The following is a 22,657-nucleotide window of genomic DNA, read 5'->3' on the forward strand; positions in this document are numbered from 1 at the left end:
TAGACATGTTGTTTCACTAGACTGGATCACCCTAACGCTAATGGGTGCATTTCTATTACTGGCCATTGTAAAAACTGTATATCCACAGCGTTTTGAAGATTTTCTTTCACTGCTATCCTCAAACAAATTTATGATGTTTAGAGGAAAGAAGAACAAGGCTTTTCATCCTTTTAACATTTTGCTGTTCTTTGTTCATCTTATTTCCTTTTCTCTGCTTTTTTACCTGTTTTACAATTTTTTCTGGGAAGACACAGTATTGGACCCGGTCTTTTTATTTATAAGAATAGCCACGGCCTATGGTAGTTTTGTTTTGCTGAAATTTGGTCTGGAAAAAATTGTTGGAAATGTTTTTAATTTAGATTCACAGATAGATTCTTACCTCTATCAAAAAATAAGTTACCGTAATTTTATAGGACTTATATTATTAATTCCCAGCTTAATATTCATCTACACCTTTACTCCTACCGCCTTAAGCCTTTATAGCCTATTGGGAATTTTGGTTCTAACCAATATTTTTAGCCTTTTATTGATATATCGAAAAAATCAAAACCTAATTACGGGTAATTGGTTTTATTTTATTTTGTACCTTTGCGCTCTCGAAATTGCCCCCTATATTATTTTGTACAAGCTAATTACAATTTAAACTAAGGACCAAATAAAAGTATTGATATATGAAAGTGAAAACAATTTTAGTTTCCCAGCCCGAACCTAAAGTAGAGAACTCTCCTTATTTTGAGCTTGAGGAAAAACAAAAAGTAAAAATTGATTTCATCCCTTTTATTCACGTAGAAGGTGTTTCTTCTAAAGAAGTACGCCAGCAAAAAGTAGACCTTACCAAATATTCAGCAATCATTCTTACCAGCCGTAATGCGGTAGATCATTTTTTTAGAATAGCCGAAGATTTGCGTTTTAAGGTGCCAGACACCCTGAAATACTTTTGTTTAAGTGAAGCTGTAGCTTATTATTTACAGAAATATGTGGTTTACCGCAAGCGGAAAATTTATGTTGGTCAAAGAACTTTTGCCGATCTTTCCCCGCTTATTAAAAAATACAAGAACGAGAAGTTTTTATTGCCTTCTTCAGATATGCTGAAGCCTGATGTACCTAAAACCCTAAACAAATTAGGTGTTGATTGGAAACAGGCTACATTTTATAAAACCGTAGTGAGCGATCTTTCGCACTTGCGAAATGTAACTTATGATATCCTGGTATTCTTTAGCCCAAGCGGAATAAAATCTTTATTTGAGAATTTCCCCGATTTTGAGCAGAAAGAAACTAAAATAGCTGTGTTTGGCAACACTACTATTAAGGCAGCTAAAGAACACGGGCTAACCGTAAATATTAAGGCGCCAACCCCAGATACCCCATCCATGACAATGGCACTGCAAAAATATATTGCAGAAGTAAACAAGAAGTAACATACAGGAAGTATTTGAAATACTCACTCTTAGTGAGTTAGGATTACTTCCCGTTAATAATATTTAGAATAAAAAATCCGGTGCATTTTACACCGGATTTTTTTGATTCAATTAACTAATTAAAAATAATGCTAGGATGAAGTTGGCCCGCCGGCCATAATTTCATCATTAGCATATGCTTCAAACTTTTCAAAGTTCTTTTTAAAGGAATTTGCCAGTTCTCCGGCTTTTTTATCATAAGCTGCGGTATCTTCCCAGGTATTTCTGGGATTTAAAACTTCCGCTGGAACCTTAGGACAATCTACAGGCATTTGCAGGCCAAACATATTATGCGTGCTATATTCAGCATCTTTTAACTCCCCGTTAAGCGCAGCGCTTATCATGGCACGGGTATATTTTAGCTTCATTCTGCTTCCGGTTCCATAAGGTCCGCCGGTCCAGCCGGTATTAATCAACCAAACGTTTACGCCGGCTTCTTTCATTTTTTCACTTAACATTTCGGCATATTTTGTAGGGTGCAAAGGCATAAATGGAGCGCCAAAACAAGCTGAAAAGCTAGGTACGGGCTCATTTATTCCTGCTTCGGTACCAGCAACTTTAGCGGTATATCCACTTATAAAATGATAAGCAGCCTGCCCGGGTGTAAGTTTACTTATTGGAGGCAAAACCCCAAAAGCATCAGCCGTTAAAAAAAATATATTTTTTGGATTCTCCCCTACCGAAGGCACCTGAATGTTATCTATATGATCAATAGGATAACTCACCCTTGTATTTTGAGTAATGCTGGTATCAGTAAAATCTACATTGCCCTCATCATCCAGAATAACATTCTCTAAAATGGCGCCCGGTTTAATCGCCCGGTAAATTTCGGGCTCATTATCTTCGGTAAGGTTTATCACTTTGGCGTAGCAACCGCCTTCAAAATTAAAAATTGTATTTTCCTTGGTCCAGCCGTGCTCATCGTCTCCAATAAGTTTTCGGTCTGGGTCTGCAGAAAGGGTAGTTTTCCCAGTCCCCGAGAGTCCGAAAAATATTGCGGTATCTCCATCTTTACCTACATTGGCAGAGCAGTGCATAGGAAGTGTACTCTCATCTACCGGAAGTATAAAATTTAAGGCTGAAAAAATTCCTTTTTTGATTTCACCGGTATAACCGGTCCCACCAATTAAAGCGATCTTTTTGCTGAAATTAAGAATAGCAAAATTTTCCTGTCGCGTGCCATCTTCTTCAGGATTTGCTTTGAAACCCGGTGCATTCAGAATTAGCCAGTCTTCCCTGAAGTTTTTCAATTCTTTTTCTTCAGGCCTTAAAAACATGTTATATGAAAACATATTAGACCAGGGATATTCGTTTACCACCCTAATATTTAGACGATATTTTTCTTCGGCGCAAGCATAAGCATCACGAGTGTAGATTTCTTTATCTGAAAGGTATTCTGCAACCTTATTATAAAGCCTGTCGAATTTAACAGCATCAAAAGGAATATTGATATCTCCCCACCAAACTTTTTCGCGGGTCACCTCATCTTTTACTATAAAACGATCTTTTGGGGACCGGCCGGTAAACTTGCCGGTATTAACTGCCAAAGCACCAGAATTTGCTTCAACTCCCATATTGTGTTCTATGGTATCATAATGAAGTTCTTCTGGAGATAACTGGTAGTGTACCCTTGCATTTTTGATCCCGTAATCTTCTAACGAAATCGTTTTCGTAGTTTGGGAATGTACATCCATAAATTTATAGTGTGTGGTTTGTTTATGAATACAAAATTATAAATCTTAGAGAGATAAACCGCTAAACTTTCTTAAATTATTTACGCTCTATTTTTATAAATTCCACAAGTAAAAGAATCCATCCCGCTATTAATAGCGTGCCTCCCAGCGGGGTTAGCAATGCAATTCCTTTAAAGTCTATAGGTGTTAAATTATTAGTAGCAAGTAAATATATAGAGCCCGAAAAGCAAATTACCCCAAATAGAAGCAGGAAAAATATTGGTTTTTGAAAACGAAACTGGTGCAATTTAAAACTTCCCACCAAAAGCAATAACAACGCATGGTACATCTGGTATTTAACTCCGGTTTCAAAAGATTCCCTGGACGCTCCATCTAATAACGGTTTTAAGCCATGTGCACCAAAAGCACCGATTATCACTGCTAAAAGTCCGAAAATTGCTCCAATTATTAAAAATTTCCTATTCATTTAGGTTGTTTCTTATCAGTTAAAGATTTAATACATTCGTTGCTACTACACAAAACTAATTTATTTTATGAAAAGCCCATTATGGGCATTAAAAAGTAACAGAATGAAGAATATCTTAATAATCGGGGCGGGAAAATCAACTTCCGTTTTAATTGATCATCTTCTGTCTAAAGCCGAGACCGAAGATTTATTTCTAAAAATTGGAGACATTGATATTGAAAATGCTAAAAATGCTTGCGGAAATAAAAACCTTTGCGAAGCCTTTCATTTAGATGTTTTTAATGCTGAAAGCAGGGAAAACGCGGTTAAAAATGCTGATATCGTAATTTCTATGCTTCCGGCGAGATTTCATATAGAAGTGGCCAAAGCCTGCGTGAAGTTCAAAAAGAATATGGTTACGGCTTCTTACATCAGCAAAGAAATGAAGGCTCTGGATGAAGAAGTAAAGCAAAACGGACTCATATTTATGAACGAAATTGGGGTTGATCCCGGTATAGATCATATGAGTGCGATGCAGGTTATAGATAGAATTCGAGATAAAGGCGGAAAAATACTTCTATTTGAATCTTTTACAGGAGGCCTTGTTGCTCCTGAAAGCGACACCAACCTCTGGAACTACAAATTTACATGGAATCCCAGGAATGTGGTAGTTGCCGGCCAGGGCGGCGTGGCGGAGTTTATACAGGAAGGAAAGTTCAAATATATTCCATATCACAGGTTGTTTAGAAGAACAGAACTTTTACACATTAAAGATTATGGGAAATTTGAAGGTTATGCCAATAGAAATTCGCTGGATTATATGAGCATTTACGGCCTGGAAAATGTACTTACGCTCTTTCGTGGCACAATTAGACGCGTTGGCTTCAGCCGTGCCTGGAATATGTTTGTACAACTGGGAATGACAGATGATAGTTTTACGATGAAGGATTCAGAAAATATGAGCTATCGTGACTTTGTGAATTCTTTTCTTCCCTATTCTCCCACCGATACTGTAGAACTAAAACTTCGGCATAACCTAAAAATAGATCAGGATGATTTAATGTGGGAAAAATTACTTGAGCTGGATTTATTCAATAAAGACAAAAAGATTGGGATTAAAGAAGCCACACCGGCACAAGCCCTTCAAAAAATATTAATGGATAAATGGAGCCTCGCGCCCTCTGATAAAGATATGATCGTGATGTATCATAAATTTGGTTATGAACTAAATGGCGAGAAAAAACAAATAGACGCCACCATGGTTCATATTGGAAAAGACCAAAAAGAAACTGCGATGGCAAAAACCGTAGGACTTCCTGTAGCTATTGCGACTTTAAAAATTTTAAAAGGAGAAATCACCACCCCCGGAGTTCAGCTTCCTATTAAAAAAGAAGTTTACGGGCCAATCCTGAAGGAATTAGAAAAACACGATATTATTTTTAAAGAAACAGAAACCGAATATTTAGGCTATAATCCTTATGGTGAAGTTGGAAATTAATTTTTTTGAATTCAATTTGCTACTTTAGCTTTTAATTAAACCAACCTCCCGTATGAAACTTGTAAACGAAACTGTTGTTATAGACGGTATAGATAAGACCATTTTAAATTTTTTAATGGAAGATGCAAAGAAATCTATCCTTGAAATCGCCAGGAATATTGGAATTACAGGCGCAGCAGTTCACCAACGTTTACGCAAACTGGAGAAAGCCGGTTTAATCGAAGGCTCTAAATTAATGATAAACCCCCGCTTGCTTGGTTATAAAACCATGGCTTTTGTGGGGGTTTACTTAGACAAAGCGGTTAGCAATCCTCAAGCAGTAAAACAACTGAGCCAAATTCCTGAGGTAATAGAGTGTCACTACACTACCGGAAACTGGTCTATTTTTCTCAAAATCTTATGTAGAGATAACGAACATTTAATGAATGTACTCAATAGAGACATCCAGGCGATAGGAGGGGTTTCGAGAACAGAAACCTTTATTTCGTTAAATCAGCAAATAAAAAGGCAAATCAAGATTTAATTCTTTGGATTTATTCTAAATAAGAATTAATTTTGGCGCCAGGATGAAAGTATTACACCAGTCTCAATTCTTTATTTCTTATCAATGTGATAAGCAGCGGTGCTTTTTTATAAAATTTCCGCATAAAACCATTCAGCTTGGTTTTTGCCAGTTATTAGCTTTTAGACAACAGGTTAAAGAAATTGATCTTGAAGCACATTTTAACGGGCAGAACCCGCACGGGATGGAAATGCTTATGCTGTGTAACCGCGAACATTTCTTCATATTTAATACTTTAGAAAGTATAGACCTTAAAGAATTTATTACCGGCACGTTCGCTATGCTTGAACTTAATTCCCTGCTAACCACCTCGGTTTAAATTATTGCACTTTAGACTACTTCTAAATTCTACACCTAATTAGGTTCTTACTTGCCATTTCGTTAATTTTATAAAAAATGACCAATGAAACCAGCATAATGCTGGACCCAAAAATTGACAATAAACAGGATGATGATTATGCCAGTGTCAAATTTTTAAATTGGGATTAAAATTATAAACAGATGAAAGATTTAGTAAGACAAAAATTAAGTATCCATGTAGATGTTATGGATCTTTTAAATAAACAAATTGAACAAGAAGCGCACTCGTCATCGGCTTATTTAGCGATGGCTTCCTGGTGCGATCACAATGCCCTTTCTTATAGCGCCGATTTCTTTTACGAACAGGCTGCGGAAGAAAGAGAACATATGATGAAGATCTTTAGATATATTAACGATAATGGCGGTACCGCCTATTCTCCTGAAGTTGGTGGCGTAAACCACGATTTCAAATCTCTGGAAGAAATCTTCGAAAACGCTTTAGACCAGGAGATCGCTATTACAAAATCCATCCACAACCTGGTTGGAAAATGCCGAAAAGTGAACGATTATACTACAGAGTATTTTCTACAATGGTTTATTGCAGAGCAAATGGAAGAAGAACAAACAATGCGCCGTGCACTGGAGTTATTCGATCTAATGGGCACTGAAGGCCTCGGACTTAAATTACTGGATGAGCGTATTCCGAAAATTAGAAATAAAAACACCGAATAAATTATCAAGAAGTCATTCTGAACCATTCTGCCCGTTCAGTTGAGTTTATTTCAGAATCTAATTTCATAAAAAGAGGCTGTCTATAAAGATCTAGTTTCGTCAAGCTGAACTGGTTTCAGCTTCTAACATGTTTTGATTATCAACATCTTAGATTCTGAAACCAGTTCAGAATGACGATTTATATTACTTTATAGACAGCCTCTTTCTTTTATAAATTTTCCGAAGAAATATTTTTAAGATTAATCCCTTCCCATATAAATACTAAGGAAATAAAGTAAGGTCGCTAAAGAACCAACTGCAGCAACCACATAGGTTCTTGCAGCCCATTTAAGTGAATCTTCGGCCGCTTCGTGTTCTTTTCCTGAAACCATATTCTCGTTTTCTAACCAGGCTAAAGCGCGTTTACTCGCATCGTATTCCACCGGTAACGTTATAAAACTGAATAAAGTTCCCATCCCGAACATTATAATTCCAAGAAGTAAGATAGTGCTTCCAAGGGCAGTAGTAGCCATAAGAATTAATCCTCCAAAAATCACCCACTGTGAAAACCTTGAAGCTACACTCACCACCGGTACTAACTGGCTCCTCATTGTTAACCAACTGTAAGCATTGGCATGCTGAATAGCGTGGCCTGTTTCGTGCGTCGCCACAGCGGCAGCAGCGGCATTTCTCTGGCTGTAAACACCTTCAGAAAGGTTAATGGTCTTTTTTTGCGGATTATAATGGTCGGTTAACATTCCGGGAGTGGAGATTACTTTCACATCATTAATGTTGTTATCCCGCAACATTTTTTCGGCGAGCTCTTTTCCGCTCATTCCGTTTTGCAAATGAACTTTAGAGTATTTCTTAAACTTACTCTTCAATCTATTGCTTACATACAAACTCACTATAAAAATGAGTCCTGCTATAACATAATATCCTAACATTTTCTTTTCTGTTTTATTAGTTCAAAGATAGCAAAAACCTCGCCATTTGATTTCGTAAACTATCGCTGACATTTTAAAATAAACTCACATAATTTTAACTGAAATCAAACTAACACTTCAACAAAAAAATTGGTAATTAGCGGAAGATTGATTGCTAATATGTTATTTTTCAATTTAAGATATTACCTATATTTGCACCAATCACTACAAAAAGGCTATGCAATACAAAAGAATACTTTTAAAATTATCTGGAGAAGCATTAATGGGAAAACGCCAATATGGCATAGATCCCGATCGATTGGCAGAATATGCCGAAGAAATCAAACAAGTAACCGATAAAGGAATAGAAGTAGCCATTGTAATTGGCGGCGGAAACATTTTCAGAGGTGTTGCCGGAGCCAGCAAAGGAATGGACAGAGTGCAGGGAGATCATATGGGAATGCTTGCCACCGTAATTAACGGGCTGGCTTTACAAAGCGCCCTGGAAGATGCCGAGGTTCAAACAAGACTGCAATCGGCCATTAAAATAAATGAAGTAGCCGAACCTTTTATTAGAAGAAAAGCTATACGCCATTTAGAGAAAGGCCGGGTGGTAATTTTTGGTGGAGGAACAGGGAACCCTTATTTTACTACAGATTCTGCCGCGGTTTTAAGAGCAATTGAAATCCATGCAGATGTGATTTTAAAAGGCACACGTGTAGATGGTATTTACAATGCCGATCCTGAAAAAGATAAGCAGGCCACAAAATTCGATTTTATTTCTTTTGACGACGTGATTAGAAAAGGGCTGAAAGTAATGGATACCACGGCTTTTACTTTAAGTCAGGAAAATGAGTTGCCAATTATTGTTTTTGATATGAATACCCCCGGAAATCTTCTAAAAGTAGTAACCGGCGAAAAAATAGGTACAAAAGTTAATTTATAGAGATTTATTACGCTCAACTAATATTTTAAAAATGGAAGACGAAATTGAATTTATTATAGACACGGCTAAAGAAGGAATGGATAAAGCAATTGAACATCTTAAAAAACAATTGCAAAATATTCGTGCCGGTAAAGCCAATCCGGGAATGCTTGGTAGTGTAATGGTAGAATACTATGGAGCTCAAACTCCGCTTCAACAGGTTGCCAATGTGAACACACCAGATGCGAGAACCATTTCTGTTCAGCCTTTCGAGAAAAAATTAATTCCTGAAATTGAAAAAGGAATTATGATAGCCAACCTCGGTTTTAACCCTATGAATAATGGGGAAAACGTTATTATAAGCGTTCCACCACTTACCGAAGAGCGTCGTAAACAACTTACGAAACAGGCAAAAGCTGAAGCTGAAGACGCTAAAATTGGAGTAAGAAACGATAGAAAAACAGCTAACAACGAATTGAAAAAGCTGGATATTTCTGAAGACTTGCTTAGAGATGCCGAAAATGAAGTTCAGGAATTAACCGACGCTCATATTACCAGAATTGACCGCATTCTTGAAAACAAAGAAAAAGAAATTATGACTATATAATACCAAGTCAGTTTCTTATAGTAAATTACGGGCTGTTTGAAAAGTTGTAAAAATCGTCATTCTGAACTTGTTTCAGACTTTATCCCGAAGTAAATTCGGGATAAAGTCTGAAACAAGTTCAGCTTGACAAAATCAAGACTCTTCAAACAGTCTCTTTTTATTTTAGTGCTTAATCAATTTTTGTTCACAATCCAGAAAAACCTATGCGTTACCCGTTATTGCTTATTTTTCTGCTTTTTTCCTTTACTGTTTTTGCACAGCAACAATTAAGGGGAAGGATTGTAAACGAACAAACCGGCGAGCCTCTCGCCTATGCTAAAATAATTTTTGGAGAAGAAGAAACTTTAAGCAAAATAGACGGTAGTTTTTCCCTCACCCTTACTCAAGATGAAACCGAGATTAAGGTTTCTTATGTAGGTTTCGAAACTCAAAATTTTAAAGTTTCAAAAGACGTAGAATTCGTCAGGATTAAATTAACTCCAAAAATTGAAGGGCTTGATCCTGTCACCATTTCTTCAGAAAAAAATAAGGCCAACTCCATCATTGAAAAAGCTATTGCGCGTAAAGCCCAGAACGATCCTGAAGAAAAGCTAAAAAACTTCAATTTTAAAAATTACAACAAGTTTATTATAGACAATGAATCTGCCTCATTGCAGATGCAGAGCGACAGCACTAATTTTGAAATAGGCACGGTAATTAATTCGGAAGCCAGTTATTTTTCAGAAAAACTATCCAGGTATTATTTTACGCAAAAACAAGGTTTAAAAGAAGAAGTTCAGGCCTTAAATACCGCGGGGTTTGAAAAACCGATCTACGAGATTCTATCCCTTTCCGTTAATCCGTTTTCACTGTATCACAAAGATTTTCGAATATTTAAAACCGATTATGCCGCGCCCTTGCAGAAATCGGCTTTTAAGAATTATACTTTTAAAATTTTAGACACCACCGAAGCATCGCGACCGGCTTATGTAATTTATTTTAAACCAAAAAGACAACGTGCCGTTGCCGGTTTAGAAGGTGTTCTCTATTTAGATACCGAAACCTTTGCCATTCAACAGGCAAAAGCGCAACTTTTGGGAGCTATAAAATTGGAAATAGAGCAGGAATATCAATATTTTCCAGAAGAAAATCTATGGTTTCCAAAAGCACAAAAAACAACGATTCGTCCCGGTAATGGCGATAAAGCGATTTCGGTTTTTGGCGGAATTATATCTGTGGGAACACTCCAGACAAAAGAATCTATTCTGAATAATGTTCTTGCCCCGGGAGAAGGCGATCCAAATCTTTTCCTAAACGCTACAAGCACCAATTTTGATATTCAATTGAATTCTGATGAAATTTTAGAAACTTCAGCTGAAATTGTGGTCGCACCTGAAGCAAATTCTCGCGAGGAAAACTTTTGGAAACAAAACAGGACTGAAGTTTTAAGCACGCAAAATAAAATAAGTCGCCAGCGCGCCAAAATCCTTATCAAGGAAAATAACATTGAAGAAAAATTAGCGCTACAAAATTCGGTTTCTACTGGTTTCTACCCTGTGGGATTCTGGGATTTTGACCTTGGGAAATTTTTTAAGTTCAATAATTATGAAGGAATTCGGTTGGGACTTGGTGGGAAGACTAACGATCAAATTTCAGATAAATTCACTGTTAACAGCTATCTGGCTTACGGTACCAAAGACGAAGTTTTTAAATACAACCTGGGAACCTCAATTCATCTAAAAAAAGCTACTGAAACCGATCTTAAACTTAATTACACCCGTGATATCGTTGAAACCGGAAGTTTCAGCTACTTACAGGGAAAAAACGACTTTTCTATCTTTGACCCACGATTTGTAAATATTAATTTCTTTTATGAACATCATACAATAAGTAGTGGCTTAACCCATAGATTTGGTTCTGATTTTAAAACTGAACTTCAGCTTTCTAAAAGTGATATTTCTCAAACCAGGGATTACAGGTTTTTAATAAACGATCAGGTACTTTCTGAATACACACTTTCCGAAGCTATATTTTCATTCTTATGGCGGCCATTCGCTAAATTTCTTAGAACACCAGATTCCAACCAATTAATAGAAAAAGGCTATCCCAAATTTACAGGACAAATTACGAAAGGGATTTCCGGGATATTTGGAAGCGATTTTGATTACACCAAATTTGGTCTTTTAGTAGAGCACGAAATTAAAAGGCTTAACCAATCCCGAACAGAAATTATCCTGGAAGGAAACTACGCTGCCGGCGAGGTTCCCCTCACCCATTTATTCCACTCCCTGCCGAACAGCCCTGCACGGGAAGGCATTTTAAATCGGTTTTCGGTGGCAGGAAGACGCAGTTTTGAAACGATGTATTACAACGAATTTTTCAGTGATAAGCAGGCAAGTCTTCACATAAAGCATCAATTAAGACCTATAAATGTTCACAGGTTAATTCAGCCTGAACTTGTTTTTATTTCCCGCCATGTGATTGGAGATATCAGCAATCCTGAGCGGCATAATATTCCGTTTAAAAGTTTAGAACATGGGTATCACGAATTTGGGATAGAATTACAAAAAATCCTTGTAGGATTTGGTTTGGGTGCAGCCTATCGCTACGGGCCTTACAGTCTGCCTAGTTTTGCAGAAAATTTCGCTTTTAAATTCACATTCCATTTAGATATTTAAGCCCGCCCCAGTTTAGCTGCTTAAACCCTGATAAATAGGCTTCCTTTTTATACCTTTGCGCTCCCTTAAAAACTTCCCATGGCCAAGATTTTTAGTTTCGGATTCTGGAACTCGGTTGCGCGATTAATTCTGCGCAACAGGATTATAATACTATTACTCATTATCGCCACTACGGTGTTCTTTTCTACGCAGTGGAAGAACATGCGGTTTTCTTATACTGAAGCTAATCTCTTACCAGATGATCATGAAGAAAATATTGCTTATAACGAATTCCTGGATAAATTTGGTGATGAAGGAAATCTTATTCTTCTTGGTATAAAAGATTCTACACTTTTCCAACCCGAAAATTTCCAGGCCTGGAAAGAACTAACAAAAACCCTGGAAGCTTATTCTGCGGTAGATTATGCGATTTCGGTGAGTAATCTTCAGCAATTAAAGAAGTTTGAAGATCCCAGCCGCTTTGAGATGGTTCCTTTCGTTTCTGAAGAAAACCCCACTAAAGAAGAACTTCAGCAATATGAAAACCAACTTTATAACGAGCTGCCATTTTACGAAAACCTGGTTTATAGCTCGCATTCCAACACCATACAATCTGCTATTTATCTGAATAAGGAGATCGTAAATTCTAAGGAACGAAAAATCTTTGTTATGGATGAACTGCAACCCCTCATCCTTAATTTTGAAGAAAAAACCGGCATAGACGTAAAAGTCTCCGGAATGCCTTATATAAGAACCCTGAATTCCCAAAATATAATCGATGAGATCGGGCTTTTTATTTTAGCTGCGCTGGGGGTTACTTCCCTGATTTTTTTCTTCTTTTTCAGATCTATTAGAGCGACAATTATTTCCATGATCACGGTTTGTATTGGCGTAATGTGGGCCTTTGGGGTAATAGGATTGTTCAATTATGAAATCACGGTACTTACTGCGCTGATCCCTCCTTTAATTATTGTTATAGGAATTCCCAATTGTATTTTCCTAATTAATAAATATCAGCATGAAATTAAAAAGCACGGGAACCAGGCAAAATCATTACAAAGGGTAATTACCAAAGTGGGTAATGCCACTTTAATGACCAATATTACTACAGCATCTGGTTTTGCAACTTTTATACTAACAGATAGCACACTGCTGAAGGAATTCGGTATCGTGGCTTCCATCAATATTGTGGCGATATTTATCCTTAGCCTATTGATAATCCCCATTATCTACAGTTATATGAATTTGCCCAAACGCAAACACCTAAAACACCTTAACAAACGCTGGATAGGTGGTTTTGTGGGTTGGATGGAGCGTATGGTAAGGCATCGCCGAATCAGCATTTACATAATTTCAATTGTCCTTTTGGTAGCGAGTATTATTGGAATCTACACTATAAAAATCTCGGGGAGTTTACTTGAGGATATGCCAAAGGAGGCGGAATTCTTCCAGGATATAAAATTCTTTGAAGAGGAATTTGATGGCGTTATGCCTTTGGAAATCCTTGTTGATACAAAAAGGAAGAATGGGGTTTTAAAATCGGCCACGCTCAAGCGAATGGAAGAATTAGAAAACCATCTTGCTGAAATTCCTGAATTTTCACAACCAATTTCGATAACCAGGCTGGTAAAATATTCTAAACAGGCTTTTTATAACGGGGAACCCCAATACTATCAATTGCCGAGTTCGCAGGAACAAAACTTTATAATGCCGTACACCAAAGGGTTTTCTTCAGATGAAAACCTGCTCACCTCCTATATAGACAGTACCGGAAGATACGCCAGGATCACCACTTACATGAAAGATGTGGGCACCGATAAAATGGAGGAGCTGGAAAAAGATCTCTGGCCAAAGATCAATAAAATATTTCCAGATGAACGTTACGAAATCTCAATGACGGGGAAAGCGCTCATCTTTCAAAAAGGAACTAACTATCTGGTGAGAAACCTTATTATTTCACTCTCGCTGGCCATTTTGCTTATCGCTTTATTTATGGCCTGGATGTTTAGGTCGTTTAGAATGATCCTGGTTTCCCTGGTTCCCAACCTACTTCCTTTGCTGGTAACCGCGGGAATGATGGGCTTTTTAGGTGTACCCATAAAACCTTCCACCATTCTGGTTTTTAGTATCGCATTCGGGATATCGGTAGATGACACCATTCACTTTTTGGCAAAATACAGGCAGGAGCTTAAAGCAAATAACTGGAAAATAAAACGTTCAGTTTACGCGGCTTTGCGGGAAACCGGCGTAAGTATGTTCTATACTTCTATCGTCCTGTTTTTTGGATTTTCGGTATTTATGATCAGTAGTTTTGGCGGCACGGTAGCCCTTGGCGGCCTGGTTTCAGCAACTTTGCTTTTTGCAATGCTTGCCAATTTGTTATTGCTACCATCATTATTGCTTTCATTAGAGAAAAACATCGCCAATAAAGAAGTATTAAAAGAGCCGGCAATGAAAATCATTGAGACCGAAGAAGACGAGGCCGAAATTGAGAAGGAAGAATCTAAAAATTCAGAAAGATAATCAAGTACCTCGGGGTAAGCCCACGAGGTATGAGTTGGAAAATTATTTTTTCATTCGAAGCTAGCCTCCGGGGAATTAAACCCTCTGGAGGGATTAATAAAAACAGGCTTGCTTTGCAGGCTGGGACGGAAAAATTATATTTGTTTTTTCTAAATCTAACATAAATGATACAAGCAAAAATTGCTGAAATATTAGACAGCAATCAATTTCTACAGGAATTTGAGGTGAACGGCTGGGTTCGTTCTTTTAGGAGCAATCGCTTTATTGCCTTAAATGATGGTTCTACCATTAACAACCTGCAATGTGTAATAGATTTTGAAAATTTTGATCAGGAAGAACTGAAACGAATCACCATAGGTGCGGCGATTTGCGTAAAAGGTACTCTTGTTGAAAGTCAGGGGAAACAACAACGCGTTGAGATTGAAGTAAAAGAATTTAGTGTTCACGGCGATGCTAATCCGGAAGAGGTAAAACTTACCATTCTTTCTCCAAAGCGTCACAGCCTTGAAAAACTAAGGGAACAGGCTCATTTGCGTGTGCGCACCAATACTTTTGGTGCAATTATGCGTGTACGCTCCAAACTGTCATTTGCCGTGCACAGTTATTTTCAGCAAAATAACTTCCATTATGTAAACACCCCAATAATTACAGGGAGCGATGCCGAAGGTGCCGGGGAAATGTTTAGTGTTAGCGCTTTAGACCTCGAAAACCCACCTAAGAATGAAGACGGAAGTATCGATTTTCGTGAAGATTTCTTCGGAAAAGAGACCAACTTAACTGTTTCAGGGCAATTAGAAGCTGAAACTTATGCTTTAGGATTAGGACAGGTGTACACTTTTGGTCCAACCTTTAGAGCTGAAAATTCCAACACATCCCGTCACTTAGCCGAATTCTGGATGATAGAGCCCGAAGTGGCTTTCTGTGACCTTGATGGCAATATGGATTTAGCTGAAAGTTTCATAAAATATGTGCTGAAATATATTGTTGATCACTGCCAGGACGATCTTGAATTCCTTGACAAAAGATTTAAAACCGAAGAAGATGCCAAACCCAAAGCTGAGCGTAGCGAAATGGGACTTTTGGAGAAGCTTAATTTTGTGATAGACAACAATTTTAAAAGGGTAAGTTATACTGAAGCTATTGAGATCCTTAAAAATTGTAAACCAAACAAAAAGAAGAAATTCAACTATATTATAGAAGAATGGGGCGCCGACTTGCAGAGTGAGCACGAACGTTTTTTAGTTGAAAAGCACTTTAAATGCCCCGTGATTTTATTTGATTATCCTGCAAATATCAAGGCTTTCTATATGCGCCTTAACGAAGATGGAAAGACGGTAAGAGCGATGGACATTTTATTCCCTGGAATTGGTGAAATTGTTGGCGGTTCGCAAAGGGAAGAGCGTTTAGAAGTGCTTCAAAATAAAATGAAGGAATTAAATATAGACGAAAAAGAATTGTGGTGGTACCTGGACACCCGAAAGTTTGGAACCTGCGTACACAGTGGCTTCGGACTTGGATTTGAAAGATTGGTACAATTTGTAACCGGGATGGGAAATATCAGGGATGTAATTCCTTTCCCAAGATTCCCCGGTAATGCTGAGTTCTAAACAGTTTTAGATATTCTCAAACCTCACAGGTTTTCGAAACCTGTGAGGTTTTTTAAAGTATTTAAAAAATTTGTTGTTTTCGTCAAGCTGAACTTGTTTCAGCTTCTAACAATTCAAAATACCAACAACTTAGATCCTGAAATAAATTCAGGATGACGATGTTATAAAAATTCCCTACCTAACAAGCGAATAGTCATTGAAAATCAAAGAAACGCATATTGTTCCGGCTGTTGCCGAGAAAATCAGGCTGCAGGAATATGCGGTTTCTATTTTCACTTCACTTCCCACCAAAAGTTCACTTAAAAAAGCTTTAAAAAAAGGTCTTATCCTTTTAGACGGGCAAGCCGCAAAAACTTCTGACTGGATTAAAGAAGGTCAAAAACTGGAATTACTCGAAATCGAAAATCCGGTGAAAAAAGTATATACTTTAAAACTTGAGATAATTTTTGAAGATGATTATCTGGCGGTTATTCATAAACCGGCAGGAATTCCCACCAGCGGAAATTATTTTAAAACTATTGAGAACGCCTTACCTTTTAATTTTAAAAAAACTAAAGTCAAAGATGCCTTGCCTGCTCCCCTGCCCGTTCACCGATTAGACAACCCAACATCAGGCTTATTGCTTATTGCGAAAAGCAAATCGGTTCAGGTGGATTTGAACAGGCTTTTTGAAGAAAAAAATATTCAAAAAAGTTATCACGCGTTGGTTTTTGGACTACTTCCGGGTTCAATTATTCTAAAAGATCCTGTTGAGGAAAAAGAAGCTGAAACCAAAATTGAAGTTTTAGAGCATTTTCAGATTAAAAGTGAAAATTTTAGCCTGGTAAAAGCATTTCCCAGAACAGGAAGAACGCATCAGATAAGAATTCATTTAGCCACAAACGACAATCCCATTGTGGGCGACAATATTTACGGTAAAACTTCAGAAATAATCAAAAAAGGAGGTTTGTTTTTAGCGGCAACGGGCCTTGAATTTCAACACCCTGTAACTAAGGAAAATATGAGGTTTGAGCTTCCACTTCCGAAGAAATTCAGGGAAATTAAGAGTTTAGCTAAGAATACTTAACAAAATTTTACCACAATCATTTACTATGCCAAAGGCTGTGTCGCTTTGTTTTGCTTATTTTTGTAATGAACAACAATTGTTTTGACTTAGCGTTGAAATAATTTACATCTCACTTAGTGAGTGAGCAACTACATCGGGTTAAACCCCAATGGGCAATTTTTGAAAATATATCTAGATTGCGAGGCAAGCCTCGAAGTATTTAAATCTCGATTATCGAGTAAAGCAAAATAAATTTATGCTTAAACAGCAATTAAATCTCAAATTATCCCAAAAGCTTTCCCCTCAGCAGATTCAGCTGATGAAGCTTATACAACTTCCTACGCAGGCTTTTGAGCAGCGTATAAAACAGGAGTTGGAGGAAAATCCTGCCCTGGAAGATGGCAAGCAGGAAAACAAGGATGAGTATGAGGAATATGAAGACGATTATAATGATAAAGATCGGGAAGACGAAGGAACCGAATCTATAGAAACTGAAATTGATGTTGATGAATATTTGAGTGATGACGAGGTACCAAATTACAGGCTTCAGGCGAATAATTACAGCCCCGATGATGATGAGAAAAGCGTGCCCTACGCATCGGGAACATCGTTTACCCAATATTTAACCACGCAGTTAAGCACCCTTAGGTTTGATGAAACCGAAGAGCAGATCGCAGCCTTTTTAGTGGGTAGTGTAGATGAAAGTGGTTATTTAAGAAGGGAATTACAGGACGTTGTAGACGACCTGGCCTTTACCCAGAATATTTATACCGATGAAAAGGCGGTGGAGAAAGTACTTAAAAAGGTTCAGGAACTGGATCCGGCAGGCGTAGGCGCAAGATCGCTTCAGGAATGCCTTCTTATACAATTAAGGCGCAGAGAGCCCACAAAAGCCGTTGAATTAGCTGAGGATATTTTAGATCGCTCTTTTGATCAATTCAGCAAAAAACATTACACGAAAATACTTTCAAGACACGATATTTCTGAAGACGAACTTCGGGAAGCCATAGATGTAATTGAGCATTTAAACCCTAAACCGGGTGGTTCTTATTCCGGAAATACCAGGATGGTAGAACACGTGATCCCAGATTTCACCATAAAAATCGTAGATGGGGACTTAGAATTAAGCCTTAATGGGAGAAACGCGCCGCAAATGCACGTTTCCCGTGATTATAGCGATATGCTGAAAGGCTACAAGGAATCTAAAGAAAAAACAAAAGCCCAGAAGGATGCGGTGATGTTTATAAAACAGAAGTTAGATGCAGCAAAATGGTTTATTGAAGCCATACAGCAAAGGCAGCAAACCTTAATGGTAACTATGAGTTCTATTATGAACTACCAGAAGGAATATTTCCTTACCGGAGATGAGCGCAACCTGAGACCTATGATCTTAAAGGATATTGCTGATGAAATCGAAATGGATGTTTCTACAGTTTCCAGGGTTGCTAATAGTAAATATGTTGACACCCCTTACGGCACAAAACTCATAAAAGAATTCTTCTCTGAATCGATGAAAAACGATCAGGGCGAAGATGTTTCCACGCGTGAAATCAAGAAGATTCTGGAAATGTCTATAGAGGAGGAAGACAAACGGAAACCGCTTACCGATGAAAGGCTTGCAAAGGTTCTTAAAGATAAAGGCTATCCTATTGCCCGCAGAACGGTGGCCAAATATAGAGAACAGCTGGATATATCAGTTGCAAGGCTCCGAAAAGAGATTTAATGAGGTTCCTTTTAAAAAGTGCTTCTTTTATTTTTCACCCCCTGTGGATTCCGCTGGCGGGGAGTTTTTTGTATTTCGTTTTCACTCCCAGATTTTTTCCTGATGGGGTAGTACAAGCTAAATTACTGGCTATCGCAATACTTACTATATTTATTCCTGTAGTTTTTTATTTTTTGCTTAAAAATCTCGGAAAAGCACAATCTATATTTTTAAAAGATGTTAAGGAGCGTAAATGGCCCCTGCTTTTTTACGCTATTTTAATTACCATGGTGTTAAATCAAATTCTTAACGCCTATAACTACGCCGCACTTTATTACTATTTTGCAGGAATTCTCTTCGCCACTCTTTTAGCCTTTACGTTGGTGATGTTTAGATTGAAAGCAAGTTTGCACATGATGGGTATGGGCAGTCTTTTAATCTTTCTAATTGGTATAAGCCTGAATTTCAAAATTGATTTGACCTACACTATTAGCTTTTTAATACTTGCTCTTGGTTTAACCGCCTCTTCCAGGATTTATTACAAGGCACATAGCTTTAACGAACTTTTATTAGGGTTTGCGTGTGGCGTGATACCTCAGGCTTTGGTTCTATATTACTGGCTATAGAACATAAAACATTAACCCCACTCTAAATACTGAAATATCTATGGTTTCAGCATTTAATTGAGCATCGGGAAACAGGGAATTAAGGCTGTAATAAAGGTGGAAATTAAAAGTATTATAACCAAAAGTAAAGGTTGCTCCCATTCGGAAACGATCTAATTCAGGAACATCAGTTTGAACCACCTGATTATCGGGTTGCACAAAGTTAGTTTTGAAGTGATAAATATAACCCAATTTAAGTCCGGTATAAACCCTCCAGAATTTATACGTTTCGGCTGTAGAAGTACGCCAACGGAATTCCAGCGGCGCTTCTATAAGGTGTGTAGAAAAGCGGTTTGTGCTATAATCAATATCACGCGTAAGGTTCCTAAAGATGCTTTCTCCATTTTGATCTTCTCCTATAAACAGGTTGTGACTATAACTATTAAAGGACCAGCCCAAACCAGCAGCAATAGCAATATTTCTACGCTTATTGAGCGGAAAATCCCTGGTAAAACCGGCGTGAACACCGCCTGAAAATCCAGATTGGGAAATAGTTTCAGGCTTATTGCTTATAAGATTAAAAGTTAAGCCAACATAAAATTGATCTTCCCGGTATAAACTATCTATTACCGAAGGAACAGTATCGGGAATTTTTTCTAACCTGTTCTCAAATTCAGTCTGGGCCGAAAGTGGAGCGCTAAGAAAAATAAAAAAGAAGAAGGCCTTGAATATTTTATTCATTTTAAACCACAGGTATTTTGGGTTTAAAGATAAAAAAACATCCTGCCAAATATTTAAATTTGAACAGGATGTTTATACAGTTTTGAAAAAATGACCTTTAGGTATTTATTGCATATTTTGTAATGCTTCCCCTTGTTTGGTCGTATAGTTAATTTTAAGCGCTTCAGCCTTTCTCAATTCTTGTTTGATGTCTGAAACTAATCCCATATTTGTTTCTTCATCTACCTTAAGGGCAGTTGTAAGATACGGAATCAACTCTTCACGCTTGGTTTCTCTTTCTGCAAAGATAAACTGTTGTACTTCACCAACATTAGCAAACTTATCATTTAACTGAATCCTGGCTTCTGAACCAAATCTTTGTTGATATCTAGGGCTGGGTTTACCGGCATAAATATACATTACAAGATCTTTCTTGTCCAGCTTTTCAACCTGGTCGGCAAAAGGTAATTTATTTTGTACCATCAACGTATTCTGGCGCATAACAGTAACAACCATAAAGAAGAACAGCAACATAAATACAATATCTGGTAAAGACGCTGTACTAATGGCTGGTTGCCCTTCACTTGATTTCTTTTTGAATTTAGACATAATTGAGTCTTAAATTTAAGTTTTACATTAAGATTATTAACCCGTTGGTTCGGCTTCAGAAAGTTTCTGAGGAATCATGTCTTTTATCAATTCAATTCTTTCCTTCAGTGTTTCTTTAGCACCTTCGCTAGTACGGGAATCATTATATCTGGCTTCCATCTCTGTATAGCTAGTACCGAATAATCGCTGGGCCTCCCTATCTCTAAGTTGGTTATAAGCCGCTACGAGTTCGTTTTGTACAGCAATGTACGTCCCATACTCGGTTCCCCTATTATTTACCAAAGAGATAATAGCTTTCGTTGGATTAACAGAAGAACTCGGGTCTGCAGGTCCCTGGCAGAAATCACAAGCTTCATCGCCTGTTCCTCCACCATTGTCAAGAAATTCTACAGCTGCCTGCCTTAATTCCTCAATCTCCATCTCTTCTTCATTTACAAGTAACTGGTTGTTTGCATTAACCAATACCTGGAAGATATTTCGTTCTTTAATCACCGGTGGATCTTGCTCCTCATCCTGCCATGGGGGTAGTTTCCTACTTATCCCGCTATCTGTCTCAATGGTAGTTGTTACCAAAAAGAAGATTAGTAGCAAGAAAGCAATATCGGCCATCGAACCGGCATTAACTTCTGGTGCTGATCTTCTTGCCATTTTGTTATCTTATTAGTTTTTTAACTCCTGAAATAAACATTGCTAAAATCGCAATTCCTGCAAGAATGTAAAAAGTTACTAAACCTGCACTTATCCAATGGGCTGAACTTGCCGAAAGTATGTCTCCATCTTTTAGAGTCATTTCGCTTCCATCAGTTACAAGATAAGCAATTACAATAACTGCTACAAATGCTCCCACAGCAATAAGGGTGTTCTTTATATTTCCTTTGAAAAGGCCTTTTATCACGAAGATAAAAACCAATGCAATAACAATCAACAACACTAAATATGCAACATACATAAATGGATTGAGGAGACTGGATTGCAAATCGGCCGAAGCCTCTATAGCATCACCGTCTTCGGCTAGTATCCTACCAAGAAGGATAAGACCTATAACGCCTATAACGATTGATACATATTTTAATATTTTATGTAAAGTCATAATTTAATCTGGTCTTAGATTCTTTTTTTGTTTTTGTAAGCTACCAACATATCGATAAGGGTAATAGAAGCATCTTCCATATCGTTTACAATACTATCTATCTTAGCGATGATATAATTATAAAATATTTGAAGAATAATAGCCACGATCAAACCAAATACGGTTGTAAGTAATGCCACTTTAATACCTCCGGCAACAAGAGATGGTTGCATATCACCAGCAGCTTCAATTCTATCGAAGGCGGTAATCATACCAATTACAGTACCCATGAAACCAAGCATAGGAGCAATTGCGATAAATAAAGACAACCAGGAAACGTTTTTCTCCAATTGACCCATTTGTACACCACCGTAAGCTACAACAGCTTTTTCTGCAGCGTCAATACTTTCGTCTGCACGATCCAGACCCTGGTAGTAGATAGAAGCAACAGGTCCTTTTGTATTTCTACAAACCTCCTTAGCTTCTTCAACACCACCACTATTTAAAGCATCTTCGACGTCTTTAGCCAGTTTTCTGGTATTAGTAGTAGAAAGGTTTAAAAAGATAATTCTCTCTATGGCAACAGCCAAACCAAGAATTAAACATAGAAGAACAATCCCCATAAATGCAGGGCCACCTTCTATAAATCGTTTTTTAAGTTCCTGATGAAAACCAAGAGTTTCTTCCTCTGCGGCAGCTGAAGCCTCTTCATCTTGTACAAAATTCACAATTGTACCAGGCAATGTGTTTACATTATTGGCCGCATTTAGGTTTCCGGCTCCAAGCACCATCACCGCGGCGATTACCAAAATAGAAAATAATCTTTTCATTACTGTTTGTCTTATTTTAATTAGTTAAAGGGTTAAAGATATAAAAATAAATTTTTAATAAAAATATAATAATTATTGCAGAGAGGAAGGGATTCGAACCCTCGATACGCTTTTGGCGTATACACACTTTCCAGGCGTGCGCCTTCGACCACTCGGCCACCTCTCTTTATTAACGTTTTCTAAACG

At 37.6% G+C, this 22,657-nt stretch carries 22 protein-coding genes and 1 tRNA gene; 14 read left to right on the forward strand and 9 right to left on the reverse strand.

Annotated elements, in window-relative coordinates; genetic code table 11:
* Positions 1–25: 25 nt before the first annotated feature.
* Together LB467_RS00405 and LB467_RS00410 are read left to right on the forward strand one after the other, a co-directional pair.
* The gene (locus LB467_RS00405) at positions 26–643 is read left to right on the forward strand and encodes a DUF4271 domain-containing protein (protein ID WP_317196331.1); all 618 of its coding nucleotides are present in this window, start codon (positions 26–28) and stop codon (positions 641–643) included.
* A gap of 28 nt (positions 644–671) precedes the next feature.
* Complete coding sequence (locus LB467_RS00410) at positions 672–1,418, forward strand: uroporphyrinogen-III synthase (protein ID WP_224472056.1); 747 nt, start codon at positions 672–674, stop codon at positions 1,416–1,418.
* Between the two features lie 131 nt (positions 1,419–1,549).
* On the opposite strand, the gene pckA is transcribed toward LB467_RS00410, so the two are convergent.
* Both pckA and LB467_RS00420 read right to left on the reverse strand, forming a co-directional pair.
* Positions 1,550–3,151: a phosphoenolpyruvate carboxykinase (ATP) gene (gene pckA / locus LB467_RS00415; RefSeq protein WP_224472057.1), complete on the reverse strand. Its 1,602-nt coding sequence runs from the start codon at positions 3,149–3,151 to the stop codon at positions 1,550–1,552.
* A gap of 76 nt (positions 3,152–3,227) precedes the next feature.
* Positions 3,228–3,617: a DUF423 domain-containing protein gene (locus LB467_RS00420; RefSeq protein ID WP_224472058.1), complete on the reverse strand. Its 390-nt coding sequence runs from the start codon at positions 3,615–3,617 to the stop codon at positions 3,228–3,230.
* Positions 3,618–3,720: 103 nt separating this feature from the next.
* On the opposite strand from LB467_RS00420, the gene LB467_RS00425 reads away from it, so the two are divergent.
* From LB467_RS00425 to LB467_RS00440, 4 genes are all read left to right on the forward strand, one after another.
* A complete protein-coding gene (locus LB467_RS00425) occupies positions 3,721–5,094 on the forward strand; it encodes a saccharopine dehydrogenase family protein (RefSeq protein ID WP_224472059.1) in 1,374 nt (457 codons plus the stop codon).
* A 52-nt stretch (positions 5,095–5,146) separates the two neighbouring features.
* Entirely contained in the window at positions 5,147–5,617 is a 471-nt protein-coding gene (locus LB467_RS00430) for an Lrp/AsnC family transcriptional regulator (RefSeq protein ID WP_224472060.1), read from the forward strand.
* A 43-nt stretch (positions 5,618–5,660) separates the two neighbouring features.
* Entirely contained in the window at positions 5,661–5,975 is a 315-nt protein-coding gene (locus tag LB467_RS00435; protein WP_224472061.1) for a hypothetical protein, read from the forward strand.
* A 182-nt stretch (positions 5,976–6,157) separates the two neighbouring features.
* Positions 6,158–6,688, forward strand: a complete 531-nt coding sequence (locus LB467_RS00440) for a ferritin (RefSeq protein ID WP_224472062.1) — start codon at positions 6,158–6,160, stop codon at positions 6,686–6,688.
* 239 nt (positions 6,689–6,927) lie between these two features.
* Here LB467_RS00440 and LB467_RS00445 read toward each other — a convergent pair whose 3' ends face one another.
* On the reverse strand, positions 6,928–7,614 hold the full coding sequence (locus LB467_RS00445; protein WP_224472063.1) for a zinc metallopeptidase: 687 nt from the start codon (positions 7,612–7,614) through the stop codon (positions 6,928–6,930).
* A 217-nt stretch (positions 7,615–7,831) separates the two neighbouring features.
* On the opposite strand from LB467_RS00445, the gene pyrH reads away from it, so the two are divergent.
* The 8 genes from pyrH to LB467_RS00485 all read left to right on the forward strand — a co-directional run bounded on the left by pyrH (position 7,832) and on the right by LB467_RS00485 (position 19,264).
* Positions 7,832–8,539 carry a UMP kinase gene (gene pyrH, locus LB467_RS00450; RefSeq protein ID WP_224472064.1) on the forward strand — a complete coding sequence of 236 codons (708 nt, stop codon included), beginning with the start codon at positions 7,832–7,834 and terminating at the stop codon, positions 8,537–8,539.
* A gap of 31 nt (positions 8,540–8,570) precedes the next feature.
* Entirely contained in the window at positions 8,571–9,125 is a 555-nt protein-coding gene (gene frr, locus LB467_RS00455) for a ribosome recycling factor (RefSeq protein WP_224472065.1), read from the forward strand.
* Between the two features lie 203 nt (positions 9,126–9,328).
* The gene (locus tag LB467_RS00460; RefSeq protein ID WP_224472066.1) at positions 9,329–11,782 is read left to right on the forward strand and encodes a DUF5686 family protein; all 2,454 of its coding nucleotides are present in this window, start codon (positions 9,329–9,331) and stop codon (positions 11,780–11,782) included.
* A gap of 78 nt (positions 11,783–11,860) precedes the next feature.
* Positions 11,861–14,284: an efflux RND transporter permease subunit gene (locus tag LB467_RS00465; protein ID WP_224472067.1), complete on the forward strand. Its 2,424-nt coding sequence runs from the start codon at positions 11,861–11,863 to the stop codon at positions 14,282–14,284.
* 164 nt (positions 14,285–14,448) lie between these two features.
* Positions 14,449–15,891, forward strand: coding sequence for an asparagine--tRNA ligase (gene asnS, locus LB467_RS00470; RefSeq protein ID WP_224472068.1), 1,443 nt, complete (start codon positions 14,449–14,451; stop codon positions 15,889–15,891).
* Positions 15,892–16,087: 196 nt separating this feature from the next.
* On the forward strand, positions 16,088–16,957 hold the full coding sequence (locus LB467_RS00475; RefSeq protein WP_224472069.1) for an RluA family pseudouridine synthase: 870 nt from the start codon (positions 16,088–16,090) through the stop codon (positions 16,955–16,957).
* A 235-nt stretch (positions 16,958–17,192) separates the two neighbouring features.
* A complete protein-coding gene (rpoN, locus tag LB467_RS00480) occupies positions 17,193–18,659 on the forward strand; it encodes an RNA polymerase factor sigma-54 (RefSeq protein WP_224472070.1) in 1,467 nt (488 codons plus the stop codon).
* Positions 18,659–19,264 (forward strand): hypothetical protein, encoded by a 606-nt coding sequence (locus LB467_RS00485; protein WP_224472071.1) that lies wholly within the window; start codon positions 18,659–18,661, stop codon positions 19,262–19,264. Before rpoN ends, LB467_RS00485 begins: the two co-directional genes overlap by 1 nt.
* Here the strand turns inward: LB467_RS00485 and LB467_RS00490 are convergent.
* The 6 genes from LB467_RS00490 to LB467_RS00515 form a co-directional block, all read right to left on the reverse strand.
* Entirely contained in the window at positions 19,259–19,984 is a 726-nt protein-coding gene (locus LB467_RS00490) for a porin family protein (protein ID WP_224472072.1), read from the reverse strand. The two genes, LB467_RS00485 and LB467_RS00490, sit on opposite strands and share 6 nt — an antisense overlap.
* A gap of 105 nt (positions 19,985–20,089) precedes the next feature.
* On the reverse strand, positions 20,090–20,572 hold the full coding sequence (locus LB467_RS00495) for an ExbD/TolR family protein (protein WP_224472073.1): 483 nt from the start codon (positions 20,570–20,572) through the stop codon (positions 20,090–20,092).
* Positions 20,573–20,608: 36 nt separating this feature from the next.
* Positions 20,609–21,220 (reverse strand): ExbD/TolR family protein, encoded by a 612-nt coding sequence (locus LB467_RS00500; RefSeq protein WP_224472074.1) that lies wholly within the window; start codon positions 21,218–21,220, stop codon positions 20,609–20,611.
* A gap of 4 nt (positions 21,221–21,224) precedes the next feature.
* Positions 21,225–21,662: a hypothetical protein gene (locus LB467_RS00505; RefSeq protein ID WP_224472075.1), complete on the reverse strand. Its 438-nt coding sequence runs from the start codon at positions 21,660–21,662 to the stop codon at positions 21,225–21,227.
* A gap of 14 nt (positions 21,663–21,676) precedes the next feature.
* Positions 21,677–22,471, reverse strand: a complete 795-nt coding sequence (locus LB467_RS00510) for a MotA/TolQ/ExbB proton channel family protein (RefSeq protein ID WP_224472076.1) — start codon at positions 22,469–22,471, stop codon at positions 21,677–21,679.
* Positions 22,472–22,549: 78 nt separating this feature from the next.
* Positions 22,550–22,637 (reverse strand) — tRNA-Ser (locus tag LB467_RS00515).
* Between the last annotated feature and the right edge of the window lie 20 nt (positions 22,638–22,657).

Origin of the sequence: Salegentibacter tibetensis (assembly GCF_020164485.1) — a bacterium.
Lineage (GTDB): Bacteria > Bacteroidota > Bacteroidia > Flavobacteriales > Flavobacteriaceae > Salegentibacter > Salegentibacter tibetensis.

Bases quoted from the DNA above. Each gene is read 5' to 3' on its own strand.
- LB467_RS00435 (WP_224472061.1), top strand. From the start codon at position 5,661: ATGAAAGTATTACACCAGTCTCAATTCTTTATTTCTTATCAATGTGAT.
- pckA (WP_224472057.1), bottom strand. From the start codon at position 3,151: ATGGATGTACATTCCCAAACTACGAAAACGATTTCGTTAGAAGATTAC.
- LB467_RS00485 (WP_224472071.1), top strand. From the start codon at position 18,659: ATGAGGTTCCTTTTAAAAAGTGCTTCTTTTATTTTTCACCCCCTGTGG.
- LB467_RS00465 (WP_224472067.1), top strand. From the start codon at position 11,861: ATGGCCAAGATTTTTAGTTTCGGATTCTGGAACTCGGTTGCGCGATTA.
- LB467_RS00420 (WP_224472058.1), bottom strand. From the start codon at position 3,617: ATGAATAGGAAATTTTTAATAATTGGAGCAATTTTCGGACTTTTAGCA.
- LB467_RS00495 (WP_224472073.1), bottom strand. From the start codon at position 20,572: ATGTCTAAATTCAAAAAGAAATCAAGTGAAGGGCAACCAGCCATTAGT.
- frr (WP_224472065.1), top strand. From the start codon at position 8,571: ATGGAAGACGAAATTGAATTTATTATAGACACGGCTAAAGAAGGAATG.
- LB467_RS00510 (WP_224472076.1), bottom strand. From the start codon at position 22,471: ATGAAAAGATTATTTTCTATTTTGGTAATCGCCGCGGTGATGGTGCTT.
- rpoN (WP_224472070.1), top strand. From the start codon at position 17,193: ATGCTTAAACAGCAATTAAATCTCAAATTATCCCAAAAGCTTTCCCCT.
- LB467_RS00460 (WP_224472066.1), top strand. From the start codon at position 9,329: ATGCGTTACCCGTTATTGCTTATTTTTCTGCTTTTTTCCTTTACTGTT.
- LB467_RS00440 (WP_224472062.1), top strand. From the start codon at position 6,158: ATGAAAGATTTAGTAAGACAAAAATTAAGTATCCATGTAGATGTTATG.
- LB467_RS00430 (WP_224472060.1), top strand. From the start codon at position 5,147: ATGAAACTTGTAAACGAAACTGTTGTTATAGACGGTATAGATAAGACC.
- LB467_RS00490 (WP_224472072.1), bottom strand. From the start codon at position 19,984: ATGAATAAAATATTCAAGGCCTTCTTCTTTTTTATTTTTCTTAGCGCT.
- LB467_RS00410 (WP_224472056.1), top strand. From the start codon at position 672: ATGAAAGTGAAAACAATTTTAGTTTCCCAGCCCGAACCTAAAGTAGAG.
- LB467_RS00445 (WP_224472063.1), bottom strand. From the start codon at position 7,614: ATGTTAGGATATTATGTTATAGCAGGACTCATTTTTATAGTGAGTTTG.
- LB467_RS00425 (WP_224472059.1), top strand. From the start codon at position 3,721: ATGAAGAATATCTTAATAATCGGGGCGGGAAAATCAACTTCCGTTTTA.
- pyrH (WP_224472064.1), top strand. From the start codon at position 7,832: ATGCAATACAAAAGAATACTTTTAAAATTATCTGGAGAAGCATTAATG.
- LB467_RS00500 (WP_224472074.1), bottom strand. From the start codon at position 21,220: ATGGCAAGAAGATCAGCACCAGAAGTTAATGCCGGTTCGATGGCCGAT.
- asnS (WP_224472068.1), top strand. From the start codon at position 14,449: ATGATACAAGCAAAAATTGCTGAAATATTAGACAGCAATCAATTTCTA.
- LB467_RS00505 (WP_224472075.1), bottom strand. From the start codon at position 21,662: ATGACTTTACATAAAATATTAAAATATGTATCAATCGTTATAGGCGTT.